Source organism: Roseateles sp. GW823-FHT07B05 (assembly GCF_058794515.1).
The window spans coordinates 176,808-196,093 of sequence record NZ_JBXAGX010000010.1 but is presented as its reverse complement, the minus strand read 5'-3'; the positions used below and the strand labels follow the sequence as shown (position 1 = coordinate 196,093).

At 69.1% G+C, this 19,286-nt stretch carries 14 protein-coding genes; 10 read left to right on the top strand and 4 right to left on the bottom strand.

All coding sequences use genetic code 11. From position 1 onward, the window contains the following. Nucleotides 1–2 precede the first annotated feature (2 nt). The 4 genes from AC1Q7O_RS20630 to aspS all read left to right on the top strand — a co-directional run bounded on the left by AC1Q7O_RS20630 (nt 3) and on the right by aspS (nt 4,543). Nucleotides 3–1,463 carry a high affinity choline transporter 1 gene (locus AC1Q7O_RS20630; protein WP_492657761.1) on the top strand — a complete coding sequence of 487 codons (1,461 nt, stop codon included), beginning with the start codon at nt 3–5 and terminating at the stop codon, nt 1,461–1,463. A 166-nt stretch (nt 1,464–1,629) separates the two neighbouring features. Then, entirely contained in the window at nt 1,630–1,959 is a 330-nt protein-coding gene (locus tag AC1Q7O_RS20625; protein ID WP_492657760.1) for an FmdB family zinc ribbon protein, read from the top strand. A gap of 11 nt (nt 1,960–1,970) precedes the next feature. Then, nucleotides 1,971–2,654 (top strand): DUF502 domain-containing protein, encoded by a 684-nt coding sequence (locus AC1Q7O_RS20620; protein ID WP_492657759.1) that lies wholly within the window; start codon nt 1,971–1,973, stop codon nt 2,652–2,654. Nucleotides 2,655–2,752: 98 nt separating this feature from the next. Beyond that, nucleotides 2,753–4,543 (top strand): aspartate--tRNA ligase, encoded by a 1,791-nt coding sequence (gene aspS, locus AC1Q7O_RS20615; RefSeq protein ID WP_492657758.1) that lies wholly within the window; start codon nt 2,753–2,755, stop codon nt 4,541–4,543. Between the two features lie 93 nt (nt 4,544–4,636). Here the strand turns inward: aspS and AC1Q7O_RS20610 are convergent, their stop codons facing one another. The 4 genes from AC1Q7O_RS20610 to thiD all read right to left on the bottom strand — a co-directional run bounded on the left by AC1Q7O_RS20610 (nt 4,637) and on the right by thiD (nt 9,020). Then, nucleotides 4,637–5,179 (bottom strand): PEP-CTERM sorting domain-containing protein, encoded by a 543-nt coding sequence (locus AC1Q7O_RS20610; RefSeq protein WP_492657757.1) that lies wholly within the window; start codon nt 5,177–5,179, stop codon nt 4,637–4,639. Nucleotides 5,180–5,361: 182 nt separating this feature from the next. Beyond that, nucleotides 5,362–6,744 carry a UDP-N-acetylmuramate:L-alanyl-gamma-D-glutamyl-meso-diaminopimelate ligase gene (mpl, locus tag AC1Q7O_RS20605; RefSeq protein ID WP_492657756.1) on the bottom strand — a complete coding sequence of 461 codons (1,383 nt, stop codon included), beginning with the start codon at nt 6,742–6,744 and terminating at the stop codon, nt 5,362–5,364. A 32-nt stretch (nt 6,745–6,776) separates the two neighbouring features. Further along, a complete protein-coding gene (gene hemL / locus AC1Q7O_RS20600; RefSeq protein WP_492657755.1) occupies nt 6,777–8,063 on the bottom strand; it encodes a glutamate-1-semialdehyde 2,1-aminomutase in 1,287 nt (428 codons plus the stop codon). A gap of 18 nt (nt 8,064–8,081) precedes the next feature. Continuing rightward, nucleotides 8,082–9,020, bottom strand: a complete 939-nt coding sequence (gene thiD, locus AC1Q7O_RS20595) for a bifunctional hydroxymethylpyrimidine kinase/phosphomethylpyrimidine kinase (RefSeq protein WP_492657754.1) — start codon at nt 9,018–9,020, stop codon at nt 8,082–8,084. A gap of 182 nt (nt 9,021–9,202) precedes the next feature. Here thiD and AC1Q7O_RS20590 point away from each other — a divergent pair, with 182 nt between their 5' ends. From AC1Q7O_RS20590 to AC1Q7O_RS20565, 6 genes are all read left to right on the top strand, one after another. Then, nucleotides 9,203–9,355 carry a rubredoxin gene (locus AC1Q7O_RS20590; RefSeq protein ID WP_310331841.1) on the top strand — a complete coding sequence of 51 codons (153 nt, stop codon included), beginning with the start codon at nt 9,203–9,205 and terminating at the stop codon, nt 9,353–9,355. Between the two features lie 60 nt (nt 9,356–9,415). Beyond that, complete coding sequence (locus AC1Q7O_RS20585) at nt 9,416–9,805, top strand: response regulator (RefSeq protein ID WP_394510617.1); 390 nt, start codon at nt 9,416–9,418, stop codon at nt 9,803–9,805. A 25-nt stretch (nt 9,806–9,830) separates the two neighbouring features. After that, on the top strand, nt 9,831–10,196 hold the full coding sequence (locus AC1Q7O_RS20580; protein ID WP_394510618.1) for a response regulator: 366 nt from the start codon (nt 9,831–9,833) through the stop codon (nt 10,194–10,196). 2 nt (nt 10,197–10,198) lie between these two features. Beyond that, a complete protein-coding gene (locus AC1Q7O_RS20575) occupies nt 10,199–10,729 on the top strand; it encodes a chemotaxis protein CheW (protein WP_492657753.1) in 531 nt (176 codons plus the stop codon). Nucleotides 10,730–10,799: 70 nt separating this feature from the next. Beyond that, nucleotides 10,800–13,154 (top strand): methyl-accepting chemotaxis protein, encoded by a 2,355-nt coding sequence (locus tag AC1Q7O_RS20570; protein ID WP_492657752.1) that lies wholly within the window; start codon nt 10,800–10,802, stop codon nt 13,152–13,154. A 9-nt stretch (nt 13,155–13,163) separates the two neighbouring features. After that, on the top strand, nt 13,164–19,286 hold the full coding sequence (locus AC1Q7O_RS20565; RefSeq protein WP_492657751.1) for a hybrid sensor histidine kinase/response regulator: 6,123 nt from the start codon (nt 13,164–13,166) through the stop codon (nt 19,284–19,286).

Below are 19,286 nucleotides of genomic sequence, written 5' to 3'. Positions count from 1 at the left end.
CCATGAACACCACGCTCATCGTCTTCGTCGTGCTCTACCTGCTCGGCACGCTGGGCATCGGCGTGTGGGCCGGCACGCGGGTCAAGAACACGGCGGACTTCGCCGTCGCCGGCCGCAGCCTGCCGCTCATCATGGTCGTGACGACGACCTTCGCGACCTGGTTCGGCGCCGAGACCGTCATGGGCCTGCCGGCCAAGTTCGTGCAGGGTGGCCTGGGCGCCGTTGTCGAGGACCCGTTCGGCGCCGGCCTGTGCCTGGTGCTGGTGGGCGCCTTTTTCGCGGCCAAGCTCTACCAGAAGAACCTGCTGACCATCGGCGACTTCTACCGCCAGCGCTACGGCAAGGGCGTCGAGGTGTTCTGCTCGCTGGCCATCATCCTCAGCTACCTGGGCTGGGTGGCCGCGCAGGTCACGGCGCTGGGCCTGGTGTTCAACATCCTGACGGACGGCGCGATGAGCCCGCAGACCGGCATGGTGGTGGGCCTGCTGGCGGTGCTGGTCTACGTCGTCATCGGCGGCTTCCTTGCCGTGGCCTGGACGGACTTCATCCAGATGATCGTGCTGGTCATTGGCCTGGCCGTCATCGCCGTGTTCGCCGCCGACCTGGCCGGCGGCACCGACAAGGTGCTGGCCCTGGCCCAGAGCCGCGACCTGGCTCGCTTCCTGCCCCAGCCCACGTTCACCGAGATGGCGATGTTCATCGGCTCGGGCCTGACGATGATGCTGGGCTCCATCCCGCAGCAGGACGTCTTCCAGCGCGTCATGTCCGCCAAGGACGCCAAGACCGCGCAGCGCGGCGCCATCATCGGCGGCTTCAGCTACATCGCCTTCGCCTTCGTGCCGATGTTCATCGTGCTGGCCGCCGTCGCGGTGATGGGCGACAAGGCGCTGGAGCTGGCCCAGAACGACTACCAGCGCGTGCTGCCCAGCTTCATCATGGGCCACATGCCGCTGTTCATGCAGATCCTGTTCTTCGGCGCGCTGCTGTCGGCCATCAAGAGCACGTCGTCGGCCACGCTGCTGGCGCCCACCACCAGCTTCGTCGAGAACATCCTCAAGCAGATCCGCCCCGGCATGAGCGACAGGCAGTCCTTGGTTGCGATGCGCGTCACGCTGGTCGTCTTCGCCTTCGCCGTGCTGGCCTACGCGATCGCGCTGCAGGGCACGTCCATCTACGACCTCGTCAGCGCCGCCTACCAGGTCACGCTGGTGGCCGCCTTCGTGCCGCTGGTGTTCGGGCTGTACTGGAAGCGCGCGACGACGCAGGGCGCGGTGTTCTCCATCTTCGCCGGCGTCGGCGTCTGGGTGGTCTTCTTCCCGCAGGTGTCCACCTGGGGCGAACTGTTCCCGGGGCAGCTGGCCGGTCTGCTGGCGGCGCTGGTGGGCATGGTGGCCGGATCGCTGGCGCCGCAGGTGCTGACGGACCGCCGCGAGCACGTCAGCCACCATCTGCCGCCGCACTGAACGATGCCCCTCGCCTGGTCTCGTCGCGCTGAACGCGGATGAGCCTGGTCGAGCCCTGAGCGCAACGCCAGCAGGGCCCGCTTGGGGCGGCCCGGCTTCCGGCACGACTACATGGGCAACGAGCACCGCTAAAATAGCGGGCTTTTCGTCCCTCGAAGACCTCGCCATGCCGATCTACGCCTACCGCTGCAGCGCCTGTGGCCATGCCAAGGATGTGCTGCAAAAGCTCTCCGACGCGCCGCTGACCACCTGCCCGGCCTGCTCGGCAGAGAGTTTCTCCAAGCAGATCACTGCCGCCGGCTTCCAGCTCAAGGGTTCGGGCTGGTACGTGACCGACTTCCGTGGCGGCAACAGCGGCGGTGCAGCCGCAGGTGCTGCCGGCGCCGCGGCGGCCGCGCCTGCGGCCGAGCCTGCCAAGACGGAATCGGCCGCTTCGTCCGAGTCGTCGTCCTCCGGCGGGTCCACCGCCTGCGGCGGCTCCTGCGCCTGCCATTGAATCGGGTCGACGTGGGCGCATCCCTCCGCAAATACCTGGTCGCCGGCCTGCTGGTCTGGCTGCCGCTTGCCATCACGATCTGGGTGCTGTCCCAGGTGCTGGACGTCGTCAACGGCGTGTTCGGCTCGCTGCTCATCGCGCTGACGCTGGTGGCGCCCACCGCCTGGCGCGAGGGCATCCTGAGCCTGCAGCACGTGCCGGGCCTGGGCCTGGTCATCCTGGCTGGCGGCCTGCTGGCCACGGGCGTGTTCGTCGCCAACATCTTCGGCCAGTGGCTGCTGACGCAGTGGGACCGGCTGATGTCGCACATCCCCATCGTCAAGAGCATCTACAGCTCGGTCAAGCAGGTGTCGGACACGCTGTTCTCCAGCAGCGGCAACGCGTTCCGCGAGGCGGTGCTGGTGCAGTACCCGCGTGCCGGCTCCTGGACCATCGCCTTCGTCACCGGCGCCCCCAGCGGCGAGGTGGCTTGCCATCTGCCCGAGGAGCATGTCAGCCTCTACGTGCCGACCACGCCCAACCCCACCTCCGGCTTCTTCCTCATCGTGCCCAAGGCCGACGTCAAGCCGCTGCAGATGACGGTGGACGAGGCACTGAAGTACATCATCTCCATGGGCACCGTGGCCCCGCTGCCGCACCCGGGCCATGCAGGCGAGGCGCTGGCCGATGCCTCGCAACAGCCGGGCCGAAATTAGAAGGGTTGAGCGCCCCGGCCGGCGTTCAATCCTGAGAGCCGCGAGCTCATCAGCGCCTCCATCCAGAACACCCCCCGAAAAGAATCCGGAGTAATTCCATGCGTACCTGCTATGCCGGCCAAGTCAGCGAGAAGCTGCTCGACCAGACCGTGACCCTGATGGGCTGGGCCCACCGCCGCCGTGACCACGGCGGCGTCATCTTCATCGACCTGCGCGACCGCGAAGGCCTGGTCCAGGTCGTCTGCGACCCCGACCGCGCCGAGATGTTCAAGATCGCCGAGGGCGTGCGCAGCGAGTTCTGCCTGAAGATCGTCGGCAAGGTGCGTGCGCGCCCCGCCGGCACCGAGAACGCCAACCTCGTCAGCGGCAAGATCGAGATCCTGTGCCACGAGATCGAGGTGCTGAACCCGTCGGTGGCCGTGCCCTTCCAGCTCGACGACGACAACCTGTCCGAGACGACCCGCCTCACGCACCGCGTGCTGGACCTGCGCCGCCCGTACATGCAGAACAACCTGATGCTGCGCTACCGCGTGGCGATGGAAGTGCGCAAGTTCCTGGACGAGCATGGCTTCATCGACATCGAGACGCCCATGCTCACGAAGAGCACGCCCGAAGGTGCGCGCGACTACCTCGTGCCCAGCCGCGTGCACGACGGCCACTTCTTCGCGCTGCCGCAGTCGCCCCAGCTGTTCAAGCAGCTGCTGATGGTGTCGGGCTTCGACCGCTACTACCAGATCACCAAGTGCTTCCGTGACGAGGACCTGCGCGCCGACCGCCAGCCCGAGTTCACGCAGATCGATATCGAGACCTCCTTCCTGACCGAGGAAGAGATCCGCTCGATGTTCGAGGGCATGATCCGCCACGTCTTCCGCAAGAACCTGAACGTCGAGCTGGGTGACTACCCGGTCATGAAGTACGCGGAAGCCATGCACCGCTTCGGCTCCGACAAGCCCGACCTGCGCGTCAAGCTCGAGTTCACCGAGCTGACCGACGCGATGACCACCGTCGACTTCAAGGTCTTCAGCGGCCCGGCCACCACGCCGGGCGGCCGTGTCGTCGCCCTGCGCGTGCCCAAGGGCGCTGCGATGAGCCGTGGCGAGATCGACGCCTACACCGAGTTCGTCAAGATCTATGGCGCCAAGGGCCTGGCCTGGATCAAGGTCAACGAAGTCGCCAAGGGCCGCGAAGGCCTGCAGTCGCCCATCGTCAAGAACCTGCACGACGAGGCTGTCGCCGAGATCCTCAAGCGCACCGGCGCGCAGGACGGCGACCTGCTGTTCTTCGGCGCCGACAAGGCCAAGGTCGTCAACGACGCCATCGGCGCGCTGCGCCTGAAGGTGGGCCACAGCGAGTTCGGCAAGGCCAACGGCCTGTTCAACGACGTCTGGGCGCCGCTGTGGGTGGTGGACTTCCCGATGTTCGAGCACGACGAGGAGAACAACCGCTGGGCGGCCGTTCACCACCCGTTCACGGCGCCCAAGGACGGCCACGAGGACCTGATGACGTCGGACCCGGGCAAGTGCATCGCCAAGGCCTACGACATGGTGCTCAACGGCTGGGAACTGGGCGGCGGCTCGGTGCGTATCCACCGCGCCGAAGTGCAGGCCAAGGTCTTCGCCGCGCTGAACATCAGCGAGGAAGACCAGCGCATCAAGTTCGGCTTCCTGCTGGACGCGCTGCAGTACGGCGCGCCGCCGCACGGCGGCCTGGCCTTCGGCCTGGACCGTATCGTCACGATGATGACCAAGGCCGAGTCCATCCGTGACGTCATCGCCTTCCCCAAGACGCAGCGCGCCCAGTGCCTGCTGACCGGCGCACCGTCGCTGGTCGACGAGAAGCAACTGCGCGAACTGCACATCCGCCTGCGCAACGCCACGCCTGCGGCCTGATCGGCCGGCTCTGAGGCGACTGAACCCCGCGCTGGCTAGACCAGCCGCGGGGTTTTTCTTTTTCCGCGAGGCCTGGGCGGGCCGTCGCCCCGATCAAGCGAGGGTGTTGCGTGCCTCCCGGCGTCGAGCAAGCATGCCGAGCCACGCCAGGCCGGCGGCCAGCAGTGCGCCGCCGGCCGGTTCGGGCACCGGCGTTGCGAGCCCGGCGTACATCACGAACAGCTGGGAGCCTTCCAGGCCGGGGCCGCCACCGGTCATGCCGTTGGCAAAGTAGTAGCTGCCGTTGAAGAAGATGTCCAGCCGCGGCCCCATGTCGAAGCCGTTGATGTTCACCTGCAGATAGGCCGTGCCGGCGAAGGGGGCGTCGTCCAGGTTGAAGACCTGGAAGTAGGCGCCGTTGTTGACTTGGACGTGTTCGGTGCCGAGGCTCGCCAGCAGGTTGCCACCCGTCCGGCTGTCGTACAGGCTCTCGGTGTAGACCATGTAGGGCGACGCGGTGATCCGGTTGCCGAACCCGTCCGTCAGCACACCGACGATCTCCAACGATGTGGTGCCGGCCTTGGCGGGCAACGTGCCCAACACCAGCGCGGCACAGGCGGCCGCGCGTAGTGCGGCGGCAAGCGAGCGAGATTTCATGGATGGCCTCCTGACGGGCTCACGGCGACATGCGCGAGCGGCGCCATTTCATGCCCGCCGCAGCGCGGCGGCCACCCCTAACCGCGAAGTGTTTCGGTGCGGCGCCGGCCACGCCTGGTGGCCATGGGGCTTTTCTCGCCAGTACCGTCAGCAGCTTGTCGTGAATGCCGCTCCGCGGGCCGTTAGGCCCGGGCGGCCAAGCTTTGCAACAGCTTGTCGTGAATGCCGCCAAAACCGCCGTTGCTCATGCACAGCAGATGGTCGCCCGGCCGGGCCGCTTTCACGACGGCGGCCACCAGTGCGTCAACGTCCGCGCCGACGACGGCCTGAGCACCCATCGGCGCCAGCGCGTCCTTGGCATCCCAGCTCAGTCCCTGCTGGTTGCAGAAGGCCAGGTCCGCCTCCTCCAGTGCCCAGGGCAACTGAGCCTTCATCGTGCCCAGCTTCATCGTGTTGGAGCGTGGCTCGAAGATGGCCAGGATGCGATCGGCCGGCGCAATGCGGCGGCGCAGGCCGTTGATGGTGGTGCGGATGGCCGTCGGATGGTGGGCGAAGTCGTCGTAGACCTTGATGACGCCGCCCGCCCGAGTGATCTCGCCGCGCAGTTCCATGCGCCGGCGCACGTTCTGGAACTCCGCCAGCGCCGCGGCGGACTGCTCCGGCGACACGCCCACATGCTCGGCCGCCGCGATGGCAGCCAGCGCGTTGAGCTGGTTGTGCTCGCCGATCAGGCCCCACTCGACGCGCGCGACCTTCAGGCTGCCACGCAGCACGTCGAAGGCCTGCGGCTCGCCGCGGGCGCGCAGCATGCCGGCTTCTTCCTTCTTGGCGCCGAAGCGCTGCACCTCGCTCCAGCAGCCGCGCGTGATAACGCGCTGCAGCGCCTCCTCACGGGCATTCACCACGAGGCGGCCGCAGGCCGGCACGGTGCGCACGAGGTGGTGGAACTGGGTCTCGATGGCGGCCAGGTCCGGAAAGATGTCGGCGTGGTCGTGCTCGAGGTTGTTCAGGATGGCCGTGCGCGGCCGGTAGTGGACGAACTTGCTGCGCTTGTCGAAGAACGCGGTGTCGTACTCGTCCGCTTCGATGACGAACGCCTGGCCTTCGCCCAGCCGCGCCGACACGCCGAAGTTCTGCGGCACGCCGCCGACGAGGAAGCCCGGCTTCTGGCCGGCGTGTTCCAGGATCCACGCCAGCATGGACGTCGTCGTTGTCTTGCCGTGCGTGCCGGCCACGGCCAGCGTGTGCCGCCCCTGCAGCACGTTCTCCGCCAGCCATTGCGGGCCCGACACATAGGGCAGGCCGGCGTCCAGGATGGCTTCCATCAACGGGAACCGCTCGCCGCGCGTGACGACGTTGCCGATGACGAAGACGTCGGGCTTGAGCTGCTCCAGCTGCTCGGCGCCGAAGCCTTCGATCAGCTCGATGCCCAGTGCCTCGAGCTGCGTGCTCATCGGTGGGTAGACGTTGGCGTCGCAACCGGTCACGCGGTGGCCGGCCTCGCGGGCCAGCGCTGCGAGGCCACCCATGAAGGTGCCGCAGATGCCGAGGATGTGGAGATGCATGTCGGGATCGCTCCCGGAGGAGCGCCTGGGGTTCAGCGCAGGGCGGTGCGCGCGGCCGCGAGGGTGGCGTCGATGTCGGCCTGGCTGTGGGCCGCCGACACGAAGCCCGCCTCGTACAAGGCCGGAGCAAGATAGATGCCGGCATCCAGCATCGCGTGGAAGAAGCGGTTGAAGCGCTCCTTGTCCGTCGTCATCACGGTGGTGTAGTTCTGCGGCAGCTCGGGCAGCAGGAAGAAGCCGAACATGCCGCCCTCGCTGTCCGCGCTGAACGGCACGCCGTTCTCCGCGGCGACCGCCTTCAGACCGTCGACCAGCTGGCGCGTGCGGGCCGACAGCGCGTCGAAGAAGCCCGGCTTCTGGATCTCGCGCAGCGTCGCCAGCCCGCAGGCCGTGGCCACCGGGTTGCCCGACAGCGTGCCCGCCTGGTAGACGCCGCCCAGCGGCGCCAGATGCTGCATGACCTCGCGCCTGGCGCCGAAGGCCGCCAGCGGCATGCCGCCACCGATGACCTTGCCGAACACCGAGATGTCCGGCGCGAAGCCGGGGATGAGCTTGGCGTAGTGCGACTGTGCCGATCCCAGCGCAACGCGGAATCCCGTCATGACCTCGTCCAGCACCAGCAGCGCGCCGTGCTTGGTGCACAGCTCGCGCATCGCCGTCATGAACGGCACGGACGCGCGCACGAAGTTCATGTTGCCGGCGATGGGCTCGACGATGACGCAGGCCAGCTCGGCGCCATGCTCCGCGAAGGCCGCCTCCAGCTGCTCGACGTTGTTGTATTCCAGGACCACCGTGTCGGCGGCCGCGCCGGGCGTCACGCCGGCGCTGGTCGGGTGGCCGAAGGTGGCCAGGCCAGAGCCGGCCTTCACGAGCAGCGCATCGGTGTGACCGTGGTAACAGCCCTCGAACTTGATGAACTTGGGCCGGCCGGTGGCGCCACGCGCCAGCCGGATGGCGCTCATCGTTGCCTCGGTGCCGGAGCTGACCAGGCGCACCTGCTCCATGCTGGGCACGAGCTTGAGGATCTCCTCGGCCAGCTCGATCTCGCGCTCGGTCGGGGCGCCGAAGGAGAAACCTTCGGTCGCGGCCTTCGTCACCGCCTCCAGCACGGCCGGGTGGCCGTGGCCCAGGATCATCGGGCCCCAGGAGCCGATGTAGTCGACGTAGCGCTTGCCTTCGGCGTCGAAGATGTAGGCGCCATCACCGCGGGCGATGAAGCGCGGCGTGCCGCCGACGGCGCGAAAAGCGCGCACGGGCGAGTTCACGCCACCGGGAATCACGCGCGCGGCGCGTTCAAACAACTGGGAATTGGTAACCATCGGAAAGGAAGGTGAAGTTCAGTGCATGCGCCGGGGCGTCTTTGGCGGCTGTTCCGGGTCGATATCTTCGAACGCCGGCTCCGCGCCTTCCTCGTCTGCCGGTGGCAGCGCCCAGAAGAAACGGTCGGGCACGACATTGCCCATGCCGGGGCGGAAGCCCGCGTCCAGCGACTGGTCCAGGAAGGACAGCGCCTCGCTGACCGCCGAGTGCAGTTCAGCGCCCACCGACAGCAGCGCAGCCAGCGCGGCGGCCAGCGTGTCGCCGGCGCCGACGAAGGCTGCCTCGAAGCGCTCGAACTTCTCGCCGGTGATGGGGCCGGAGGCGTTGGCCAGCACGTTGTCCACGTACTGGTTGGGCAGCTGGATGCCGGTCACCAGCACGTGCTGGGCGCCCGATTGCGCGGCCGCCACGGCCAGTTCGCGGGCCGACGGCGCGCGCTCGTTGTCCCAGTCGGGCAGCAGGAAGTCGGTCAGCGTCTTGTGGTTGCCCACCAGCACCGCCGTCTGCGGCAGCACCAGTTCGCGCAGCGCGTCCAGGTACTGCTGCTGCTCGTCCTCGTCGATCCAGGCGACGGACGGCACGTAGGTCACCAGCGGCACGTCCGGGTAGTCGCTCAGCACCTCGGCGACGGCGCTGACGCCTTCCGCATTGCCGAGGAAGCCGACCTTCCAGGCCGTGATGGGCACGTCCTCCAGGATGTGGCGGGCCTGCTCGGCGACGGTGTCGGGGTCGAGATTGACGTGCTCGAACGTCTCGGCCGTGTCGCGCAGCACGACGGCCGTGACGACGGGCAGGCAGTGGGCACCCATGGCCGCGATGGTGGCGACGTCGCCAGCCAGGCCGCCGGCGCCGGAGGCGTCGCTCGCGTTGAAGCTCAGCACGCAGGCTGGCGGCGGGCTTTCCTCGTCTTGAGGCTGGTCGACCTCGGGGTCGGTGGGGAAGGGTGTTGGGCTCATGTGGAGTTCTTGGCGGTCGCGGCCAAAGAGCTGCCGCAAAGCGTGGAGTCTGCCGCTAAAAGGGCTGTTCCGAGGGCCTGGGCCCAGGCGTTTGCCCTCAGCATTGCGCTGTCGGCCCCTGGCTAGAATGACTCGATTGTAGTGAGCAAACTCTGAGCAACGTGAGCGAACCCAGTACCTGGATGTGCCTGATCTGCGGATGGATCTACGACGAGGAAACGGGTGATCCCGACCACGGCATTGCGCCGGGGACCAAATGGGCCGACGTCGACATGAACTGGGTCTGCCCCGACTGCGGCGCCCGCAAGGAAGATTTCGAGATGGTGCGCATCTGACGCGGCATTGCAGAGATCGATCGGGCCCGGGCCCACGCTGAAGTTCCCAGGAGACAAGGTTTGAACGAGCAAGTTTCCGCTGCAGGACCCACCCGGGTCCTGGTCATCGACGACAGCAACACCATCCGCCGCAGTGCCGAGATCTTCCTGAAGCAGGGCGGCCATGAGGTGGCCCTGGCCGAAGACGGCTTCGACGCGCTGTCCAAGCTGGGCGACTTCCATCCCGATCTGGTCTTCTGCGACATCCTGATGCCGCGGCTGGATGGCTACCAAACCTGCGCCATCATCAAGCGCAACCCGGAGTTCTCGGGCGTGCCGGTCATCATGCTGTCGTCCAAGGACGGCCTGTTCGACAAGGCGCGTGGGCGCATGGTGGGGTCGCAGGACTACCTGACCAAACCGTTCACCAAGGACCAGCTGCTACAGGCGGTGCTCCAGCACCGCCCGTGACAAGCATCCACTGAGAGAAAAAGCCATGAGCATCCACAACATCCTGCTGGTTGACGACTCCAAGACCGAGCTGCACGCGCTGTCGGAGATGCTGACCAAGCGTGGCTACACCGTGCGCACCGCCGAGAACGGCGAAGAGGCGATGAAGCGCCTGGCCGAGGCCAAGCCCGACCTGATCCTGATGGACGTCGTCATGCCCGGCCAGAACGGCTTCCAGCTGACGCGCGCCATCACGCGCGACGAGCGCTACGCCGGTGTGCCCGTCATCATGTGTACCAGCAAGAACCAGGAAACCGACAAGGTCTGGGGCATGCGCCAGGGCGCCAGCGACTACGTCGTCAAGCCCGTCAAGGCCGAAGAGCTGCTGGCCAAGATCAAGGCCCTGGGCTGAACATGGCAAACAAGACGGCCCTGCGTGAACTGCAACAGCGCCTGGCCGAGCGCATGCAGGCCGCGCGCGAGACCACGCTCATCGCCAATTGGCTGGCTGTGGAGTGTGCGGGCGTGGGCCTGCTGTTCTCGCTGAAGCAGGCCAGCGAAATCTTCGCGCCGGTGCCCATCAAGCCCGTGCCCTACGCCAAGCCCTGGCTGGCCGGCGTGGCCAACCTGCGCGGCGGCCTGTTCACGGTCGTGGACCTGGCCGTCTACCTCGGGCTGCGCGAGCCGTCGCCGGGCCGGCTGATCTCCGCCCAGACCCGGCTGGTGTCGCTGAGCACCGAGCTGAATCTCAACTGCGCATTGCTGGTCGACCGTCTGGCCGGCCTGCGCAGTGACGAACAATTGCCGCTGGCCGCCGAACAGCCAGCCGGCCCGCTGCCCCGTTTCGCCGGGGCGCTGCGCCGCGACGAGGCCGGCCGGCAGTGGCAGGAAATCAATCTGGAAGCGCTGTCAAGGCAGGAGAACTTCCTGCACATCGTCGCGTGATGCGCGCTTCCTAGTCTCTGAAGTCCGCGCGGGATAGCGGACGTCACAAACACTGAAGAACGAGGGTGAGATGAGCCTGTTGGACAAGATCAGGGGAAAGTCCGAAGCCGACGAGTCGCCGCTGGCGGCGCCCGTCGAAGCGGCCGATACGACCATCGACACGCGCGGCATCGGCTTTGACGGCACACGCCCCGCCGACTCCACCCTCGCCGGCGTCGAGTTGCCTCGCCCCGAGGCGGCGTCCATCATCTCGCCCGCGATGCCCACGGAGCCTGGCCCCAACAGCGAGTTCCCGGCCAGCACGATGAACTTCGCGCCGACGACGCAGGCCGCCGACCCGACGATGCTGCCGTCGCTGGAGGCACCCGCCACCGGCGCGCAGAAGCTGGGCGACCTGTTCGGCCGCCACCGCCAGCGTGTGCTGACGGGTCTGGTCGCGCTGGGCTTCGTCGGCACGGCACTGTCCGTCACGCTGGTGCTGGTGTCGTCCAACCGCAGCGCCGCGCAGGTGCGTGCGACCGGCCAGGCGCTGATGCATTCGCAGCGTATGGCCAAGTCCGTGTCCGCCGCGCTGGTGGGCAACCAGGCCGCATTCGGCGAACTGCGCGAGTCGGTCAGCACGCTGAGCAGCGTTGTCGGCAACCTTCGCACCGGCCAGGGTGACCTGGCAGTTGCGCCGTCCGCCGTGCAGCCCGTGCTGGAGACGCTCAAGCCGCTGGTCGAACGCGCCGAGAAGAACGGCAAGATCGTGCAGGGCCAGGAAAAGATCCTGACGCAGGTGGGCTCCGCGCTGCGCGCCATCAACCGCCAGTCCAGCGACCTGCTGGAAAGCGCCGAAGCCGTGTCGTCGCAAGCGCTGCAGATCGGTTCGTCCGCCGGCGAGGTGTCCGCGGTCGGCCAGTTGGTCATGCTGACCCAGCGTATCGGCAAGAGCGCCAACGAGTTCCTGACGCAGGAAGGCGTGAGCCCCGAGGCCGTGTTCCTGCTGGGCAAGGACTTGAACTCCTTCAAGCTCATCACCGAAGCGCTGATCAACGGCAGCCCCGAGCTGCGCCTGAACGCCGCGCGTGACCCGCAGCTGAAGGAACGCCTGCAAACGCTGCTGAAGCAGTACGAGCAGACCCGCACGCAGGCCTCCGCCATTCTGGGCAACCTGCAGGGCCTGGTGTCGGCGCGTGAAGCGCAGACCGCCATCCTGGGCGACTCCGAACCGCTGCGCAAAGGCCTGGAGCAGGCCGCTGCCGACCTGGAAAAGTCCGGCGGCGCGGGCTGGGGCCTGATCCTGCTGCTGATCGCGTCGCTGGCTGCGCTGGTGACCGGCGCCGTCGGTTTCCTGCGGCTGTACCTGGCCGACCAGGCCGGTCGTGCCGAGATCGCCGAAGCACAGAAGCGCGAAGCCGAAGCGCAGGAGCAGGAAGCCAAGCGCGTCAACGACGCCAACCAGGCGGCCATTCTGCGGCTGATGAATGAACTGTCCACGGTCGCTGAAGGTGACCTGACGCAACAGGCCACGGTGACGGAAGACATCACCGGCGCCATCGCCGACTCCGTGAACTACACGGTGGAAGAGCTGCGCAACCTGGTGGGTCAGGTGCAGGCCACGGCGGCCCGCGTGACGGACACCACCGGTGCGGTGGACCAGACGTCCACCGACCTGCTGGCCGCGTCCAAGGAACAGCTGCACGAGATCCGCGCGACCGGCGAGGCCGTGCTGGGCATGGCGAGCCGCATTACCGAGGTGTCCGCGCAGGCGCAGACGACCGCCGAGGTGGCGCGCAAGAGCCGGGAAGCTGCCGAGCAGGGTCTCTCCGCGATGCAGAACAACATCGCCGGTATGAACGCCATCCGCGACTCCATCCAGGAAACGTCCAAGCGCATCAAGCGGCTGGGCGAGTCGTCGCAGGAAATCGGCGAGATCACGGAGCTGATCTCGGACATTACGGAACAGACCAACGTGCTGGCGCTGAACGCGGCCATCCAGGCCGCCTCCGCCGGTGAAGCCGGTCGCGGCTTCTCGGTGGTTGCGGAAGAAGTGCAGCGGCTGGCCGAACGCTCCGGCGACGCGACGCGCCGGATTGCCGCGCTGGTCAAGACCATTCAGACCGACACCCACGACGCCGTGGCCGCCATGGAGCGCTCGACGCGCGGTGTGGTGGAAGGTACCCAGCTGTCCGACGCGGCCGGCCGCGCGCTGGAAGACATCGACAGCGTGTCCCGCCAGCTGGACGAGCTGATCGTGCGCATCTCCTCGCAGGCCCAGCAGGAAGCCGAGCATGCCAACGAGGTGGCCTCCAACATCCAGCACATCTTCGCCGTGACCGAGCAGACCTCCGAAGGCACGCGCTCCACGGCACAGATGGTTCACGAACTGTCGCGTTCCGCCGAGGCGCTGCGCGCTTCCGTGTCCCGCTTCAAGGTCGCCTGACGAGCAGACATGGACAGCTCCCTGCGAGACGCCGAACTCCCGGCCGACCTCAGCCCGCTCGCGTGGGTTCAGGAAGAACTGCGCCGCTCGCTGGAGTCGGTGCACAAGACCCTGCGCCGCCATGTGCGCGATGGCAACGACAACCGGCTCACGGCCTTCGGCGCTGATGCCCAGCCCAGCGTGCCGCTGCAGCAGGCCTCGGCCCAGCTCCACCAGGTCAGCGGTGTGCTGTCGCTGGTGGGGCTGCCCGCCGGCGCCGCCGTGCTGCGTGCCGCCGAGAACGCCGTCGCGCGGCTGGCCGAGCGTCCGCTGGACGTCGAGGCCGCCACGGTGGACGTCATCGAGCGTGCCGACTTCGCGCTGCTGGCCTACGTCGCCCGCCTGCTGGCCGGCAACAAGACCTCCGCGCTGGCGCTGTACCCCAGCTACCGCGCGCTGCAGCAGCTCAACGGCGCGGAACGCATCCACCCGGCCGACCTCTGGGCCTATGACTGGGCCTGGCGGAGCATCCCGCTGGAGCAGGGCGTGCTGCCGCGCTCGCCCGATGCGGTGCGTGCGCCGTTCGAGGCCGCGCTGCTGCGCCACATGCGCGAGCCCAGCTCGACCCATGCCGCCAACCTGTCGGGCCTGTGCGCCGGCCTCGCCGCCACCTTGCCGGCCGGCACGGGCCGCACGCTGTGGCAGCTCGCCGCCGCGGTCTTTGAAGGTCAGGCGCTGAAGCTGCTGGGCAGCGATGCCTACACCAAGCGCCTGGGCTCCAAGCTGTTGCATGAACTGCGCGTTCTGGGGCGTGCGGACGTGTCCGAGCGCCTCGCGCAGGATCTGCTGTTCTTCTGCGCCCAGTGCCGTGTGGCGCAGGGCGCCGGCCCGCGCCTGAAGGCCGTGCACGAGGCCTTCCGCCTCAGCGAGGAACACTCGGGCGACTACGAAGACGCCAGCCTCGGCCGCATCGACCCGGCCTGGGTCGCGCAGGCCAAGCGCCGCGTGCTGTCCGCCAAGGAAAGCTGGTCCAGCGCCGCCGAGGGCGACCAGCATCGCCTGACCAGCCTGGACGAGCAGTTCGCCGGCCTGGCCGAATCGCTGACCCGCCTGTTCCCCAGCGGCGAGGTGCTGGCGCAGACGCTTCAGCGCGCCGTCGTCGCCACGCTGCGGTCGCGCACCACGCCGCCGCCGGCGCTGGCGATGGAAGTCGCCACCAGCCTGCTCTATGTGGAAGCCGCGCTGGAAGACGCTGCCTTCGACCAGCCCGAACAGGCCGAGCGCGTGCGCCGCCTGGCGCGCCGCGTCGAGGCCGTGGCGCACGGCCAGCCGGCCGAGCCGCTGGAAGACTGGATGGAGGACCTGTACCGTCGCGTCTCCGACCGCCAGACGCTGGGCAGCGTGGTGCACGAACTGCGCGCCAGCCTGTCCGAGGTCGAGAAGCAGTGCGACGAGTACTTCCGCGACCCGACCCACCGCGAGTTGCTGATCCCCGTGCCCGGCCAGCTTCAGGCCATGCGCGGTGTGCTCAGCGTGCTGGGCCTGGATCAAGCCGCGCTCGCGACCGTGCGCATGCGCGACGAGATCGACGGCCTGGCCAACACCGAGATCGACTTCAACCGCCCCGGCGCGCGCGACGTCTTCGAGCGCCTGGCCACCAACCTGGGCGCGCTGGGTTTCCTCATCGATATGCTGAGCGTGCAGCCGGCCCTGGCCAAGCGCATGTTCCAGTTCGATGACGCCACCGGCCGCCTGGACGCCGTCATGGGCCGTCGCGAAGGCGCTGTCGAGCTGCCCGACTTCGAGGCCAGCGGCTTCCACGTCGACCTCGAGCCCGAGTTCGAAGGCACGCTGGACGTCGAGGCCACGCAGCCACTGCGCGTGGATCTGGCCTCGCTGGACCTGCCCGACCTCAGCCTGCCCGACCTGGACCTGTCCCAGCCCGAGCTGGCGCCCGCACTGGCACCGGTCGTCGCCCCGCCGCCGCCCGCGCCGGCCCCGGCCCCGTCGACGGAGCCCAGCGTCGCCGACGACCCGGAGATGCGCGAGATCTTCCTGGAAGAGGCCGACGAGGTCATCGCCAACGCCCGCGCCGCGATGGCCGCGCTGCACGACGCGCCGGCCGACCACGGCCAGCTCACCGTCGTGCGCCGTGCCTTCCACACGCTCAAGGGCAGTGCCCGCATGGTGGGCCTGACCGACTTCGGCGAAGGTGCCTGGGCCTGCGAGCAGCTCTACAACGCCCGCCTGGCCGAGCACACGCCGCAGGCCGACACGGCGCTGCAGACCTTCACGACCGAAGCGCTGGACTACTTCGCCCACTGGCGCGAGCAGATCGCCGGCAACGAGCCCGGCACCAGCCTGCCCGACCCGCTGCGCCGCAGCGCCGACGCGCTGCGCCTGAACGGCGAGTACCTGCCGCTGGCCGCTGCAGACGTGCCGGCCGACGCCCCCGACGTTGACCTGCCGCTGGAGGCCCAAGCCCCGGTGGAAGTGGTGGACTTCGCTGCCGAGGCGGCGCCGCTGCCGGCGCCGGAGATCATCGAATTCGCCGCGCCGCCGGCCGAGGAGGCGCCGCTGGCGCCGGACTTCGTGCTGGACCTGGCCGACGCCGTCGTCACCGAGGCCGCCCCCGCGCTGCCCGACGACGAGCCCACGCTGGACCTGGGAGCGCCCGCCGCGCACGTCGAGTTCCACCACGAGCCCACCGAGCCGATGCCGCTGCCGGAGCTCCTGCCGGTGCCGCCGTCGGAGGAGCAGACGCTGGCCAACTTCCGGCTGGAGCTGGCGCAGGACGAGCCGCTGGTCATCGAGGCCCAGCCGCTGCCCGATGGCGAGGTGCCGGTGCAGCCCGAGGAACAGACGCTGGCGCTGTCGGCGCTGGCGCTTGACGAGCCCGATTTCGAGCCCACGCTGCCGCCCGACCACGAGCCTGAGCATGCGCACGACCCCGTGCCGCAGCCCCTGCTGACCGTCGTGCCCGCCCCGGAGCCCGAGCCGGAGCCGCTGCTGGCCGACCTGGACGAGGGCTACAAGGTCATCGGCCCGCTGCGCATCAGCATCGCGCTGTTCAACATCTTCCTCAACGAGGCCGACGAGCTGTCGCGCAAGCTGGCCGTGGGCCTGGCCGAGTGGGCCGTCGAGCGCACGCCGCCGGTGCCGCAGAGCTGCGAGGTGCAGGCCCATGCGCTGGCGGGCAACGCCGGCACGGTGGGCTATGAAGATCTGTGCAGCCTCGCCCGCGAGCTGGAGCATGCGCTGGGCCGCGCCCAGCGCGCCGTCGCCTACGAGGCGGAGGATGCCGAGCTGTTCCTGCGCGCCGCGGACGACATCCGCGTGCTGCTGCACCAGTTCGCTGCCGGCTTCCTGAAGCCGCACGACCCTGACGTCATCGCCCGCCTGCACGCCTACCAGCCGCAGGAAGAGCCGCTGACTGCCGCCGCGCCGCTGGACGAGCCGCGCCTGGCCTCGCTGTACGCCGCCGACACCGACACCGTGGCGGCCGACCTCGTCGTCGAGCCGATGCCCGATGCGCAGGTCACCGTGGCCGCGGCGCTGCCGGAACCGGAGCCGGTCATCGAGCATGCGCCGGAACCCGCAGCGGAACTCGAATCGGTGGCCGAGCCCGAGCCGCTGCCCGAGCCGCAGCCAGAACCTGAAGCGGAACCCGACGTCACCGTCGCCGCCGCGCTGGCGGACGTGTTGCACGATCCCGTCGAGCCGGCCGCGCTGCTGGCAGAACCCGAGCCCGAGCCCGGTCTGCCGGACGCCATCGAGCCCGAGCTCTTCCCGATCTTCGAGGAAGAGGGGCGCGACCTGTTGCAGCAACTGCACGCCGCGCTGCGCGACTGGCTGGCCGAGCCGGCCGACCTGGCGCGCTCCGACGCCTGCATGCGTGCGCTGCACACCTTCAAGGGCGGCGCCCGCCTCGCCGGCGCGATGCGCCTGGGCGAGCAGGCCCACCAGCTGGAGTCGGGCGTCGAGGCGCTGTTGCGCGCCGGCACGGCCGACTACAGCCAGGTCGAGGCGCTGCAGCACGACGGCGACGCGCTGGAGCATGCCTTCGAAGCGCTGGGCCGCAGCCTGAACGCGCCGGCTGCCGTTGCCGCACCCGTGGTGGCACCGGTACCGGTCGCTGCACCCGAGCCGTTGCCCGAGCCGGAATCCCGCCCCGAGCCGCTGGCGCGCTTCGCCCAGCCGGCCCCGGTCGAGGAGGCATCGGCCGAGCCGTCCCGCGAGATCGACTGGAGCCGCTTCGCCGGCGAGGCCGAAGTGGAGCCGGGCAGCGACAACCTGGCCATCGGCCAGGCCCTGGTGCGCGTGCGCGGCAGCCTGCTGGAGCGCATGGCCACGCAGGCCGGCGAGGTCAGCATCCGCCGTGCGCGGATGGAGTCCGAGCTTGTCCAGATGAAGGGCGCGCTGCTCGACCTGGACGACAACCTGGAGCGCCTGCGCACCCAGCTGCGCGAACTGGACCTGCAGGCCGAGGCGCAGATGCACGCGCAGCAGGAAGCGGCGCAGCAGGGCGGCCGCGAGTTCGACCCGCTGGAGTTCGACCGCTACACCCGCTTCCAGGAACTGACCCGCATGCTGACCGAGTCGGTCGGCGACGTGGCCACGTTGCAGCGCACGCTGACGCGCAACGTGCAGTCCGGCGAAGACGAGCTGGCCGCCCAGTCGCGGCTGACGCGCGAGCTGCAGGACGACCTGCTGCGCACGCGCCTGGTCGACTTCGACAGCATCGGCGAGCGCATGCACCGCGTCGTGCGGCAGGCGGCGCGCGATGCCGGCAAGCAGGTCAAGCTGGAGATCAGCGGCGGCCAGACCGAGCTGGACCGCTCGGTGCTGGAACGTACGGCAGGTGCCTTCGAGCACTTGCTGCGCAACAGCGTGGCCCACGGCATCGAGATGCCGGACGTGCGCACGTCGGCGGGCAAGGACGCCACCGGCACGCTGCGCATCGAGGTCAGCCAGCATGGCAACGAAGTGCGGCTGAACTTCGCTGACGACGGTGCCGGCCTGAACCTCGCCCGCATCCGCGAGCGCGGCCTGCAGCTGGGCCTGATCTCGGCCGACGCCGAGCCCGACGAGGCCCAGCTCAAGCGGCTGATCTTCGCGCCGGGCTTCTCCACGGCCAGCCAGATCACCGAGCTCAGCGGCCGGGGCATCGGCATGGACGTCGTGCGCGCCGAAGTCGGCACGCTGGGCGGCAGCATCGAGACCGCCTCGACGGTGGGCCAGGGCACCAGCTTCCTGCTGCGCCTGCCGCTGACCACCGCGCTGACGCAGATCGTGCTGCTGAAGAGCGGCGAGCAGACGGTGGCCGTGCCTGCGGCGCTGATGCAGTCCGTGCAGCGCGTGCCGGTGGAAGCTGTCGAGGCGGCCTACGCCACCGGCAAGCTGCAGCACGGCGGCGTCGAGCTGCCGTTCTACTGGCTGGGTGGCCTGCTGGGCCACGCGGGCCGCGGCCACACGCACGGCAAGCATGCGCCGGTCGTGCTGGTGCGCAGCGCGCAGGCGTCACTGGCGCTGCACGTGGACGAAGTCGTGGGCAACCAGGAAGTCGTCGTCAAGAACCTCGGCGCGCAGCTGAACCGCGTGCCGGGCCTGGCGGGCATCAGCCTGTTGGCCTCGGGCGACGTGGCGCTGATCTACAACGTCGTGGCGCTCGCCGACTGGTATGGCGCCGATGCGCAGGCCCGCCTGGCCGCCGTCCATGCGCAAGCCGACACGCCGACCCCGGTCGTGCCGGTGTTCGACGACGTCGTGCAGGCGCCGCTGGTGCTGGTGGTCGACGACTCGCTGACCGTGCGCCGCGTGACCCAGCGTCTGCTGGAGCGCGTGGGCTTCCGCGTCACGCTGGCCAAGGACGGCCTGGATGCGATGGAGAAGCTGTCGGCGGACGAGCTGCCGTCGGTCGTGCTGTCGGACATCGAGATGCCGCGCATGGACGGCTTCGACCTGGTGCGCAACATGCGTGCGGACACGCGTCTGGCAGGCCTGCCAGTCATCATGATCACGTCCCGCATCGCACAGAAGCACCGCGACTATGCCGCTCAGCTGGGCGTGGACCACTACCTCGGCAAGCCCTATGACGAAGAGCAACTGCTTGGCCTGATTCGCCAATACACGCGGGCCGCGGTGGTAGCCTGA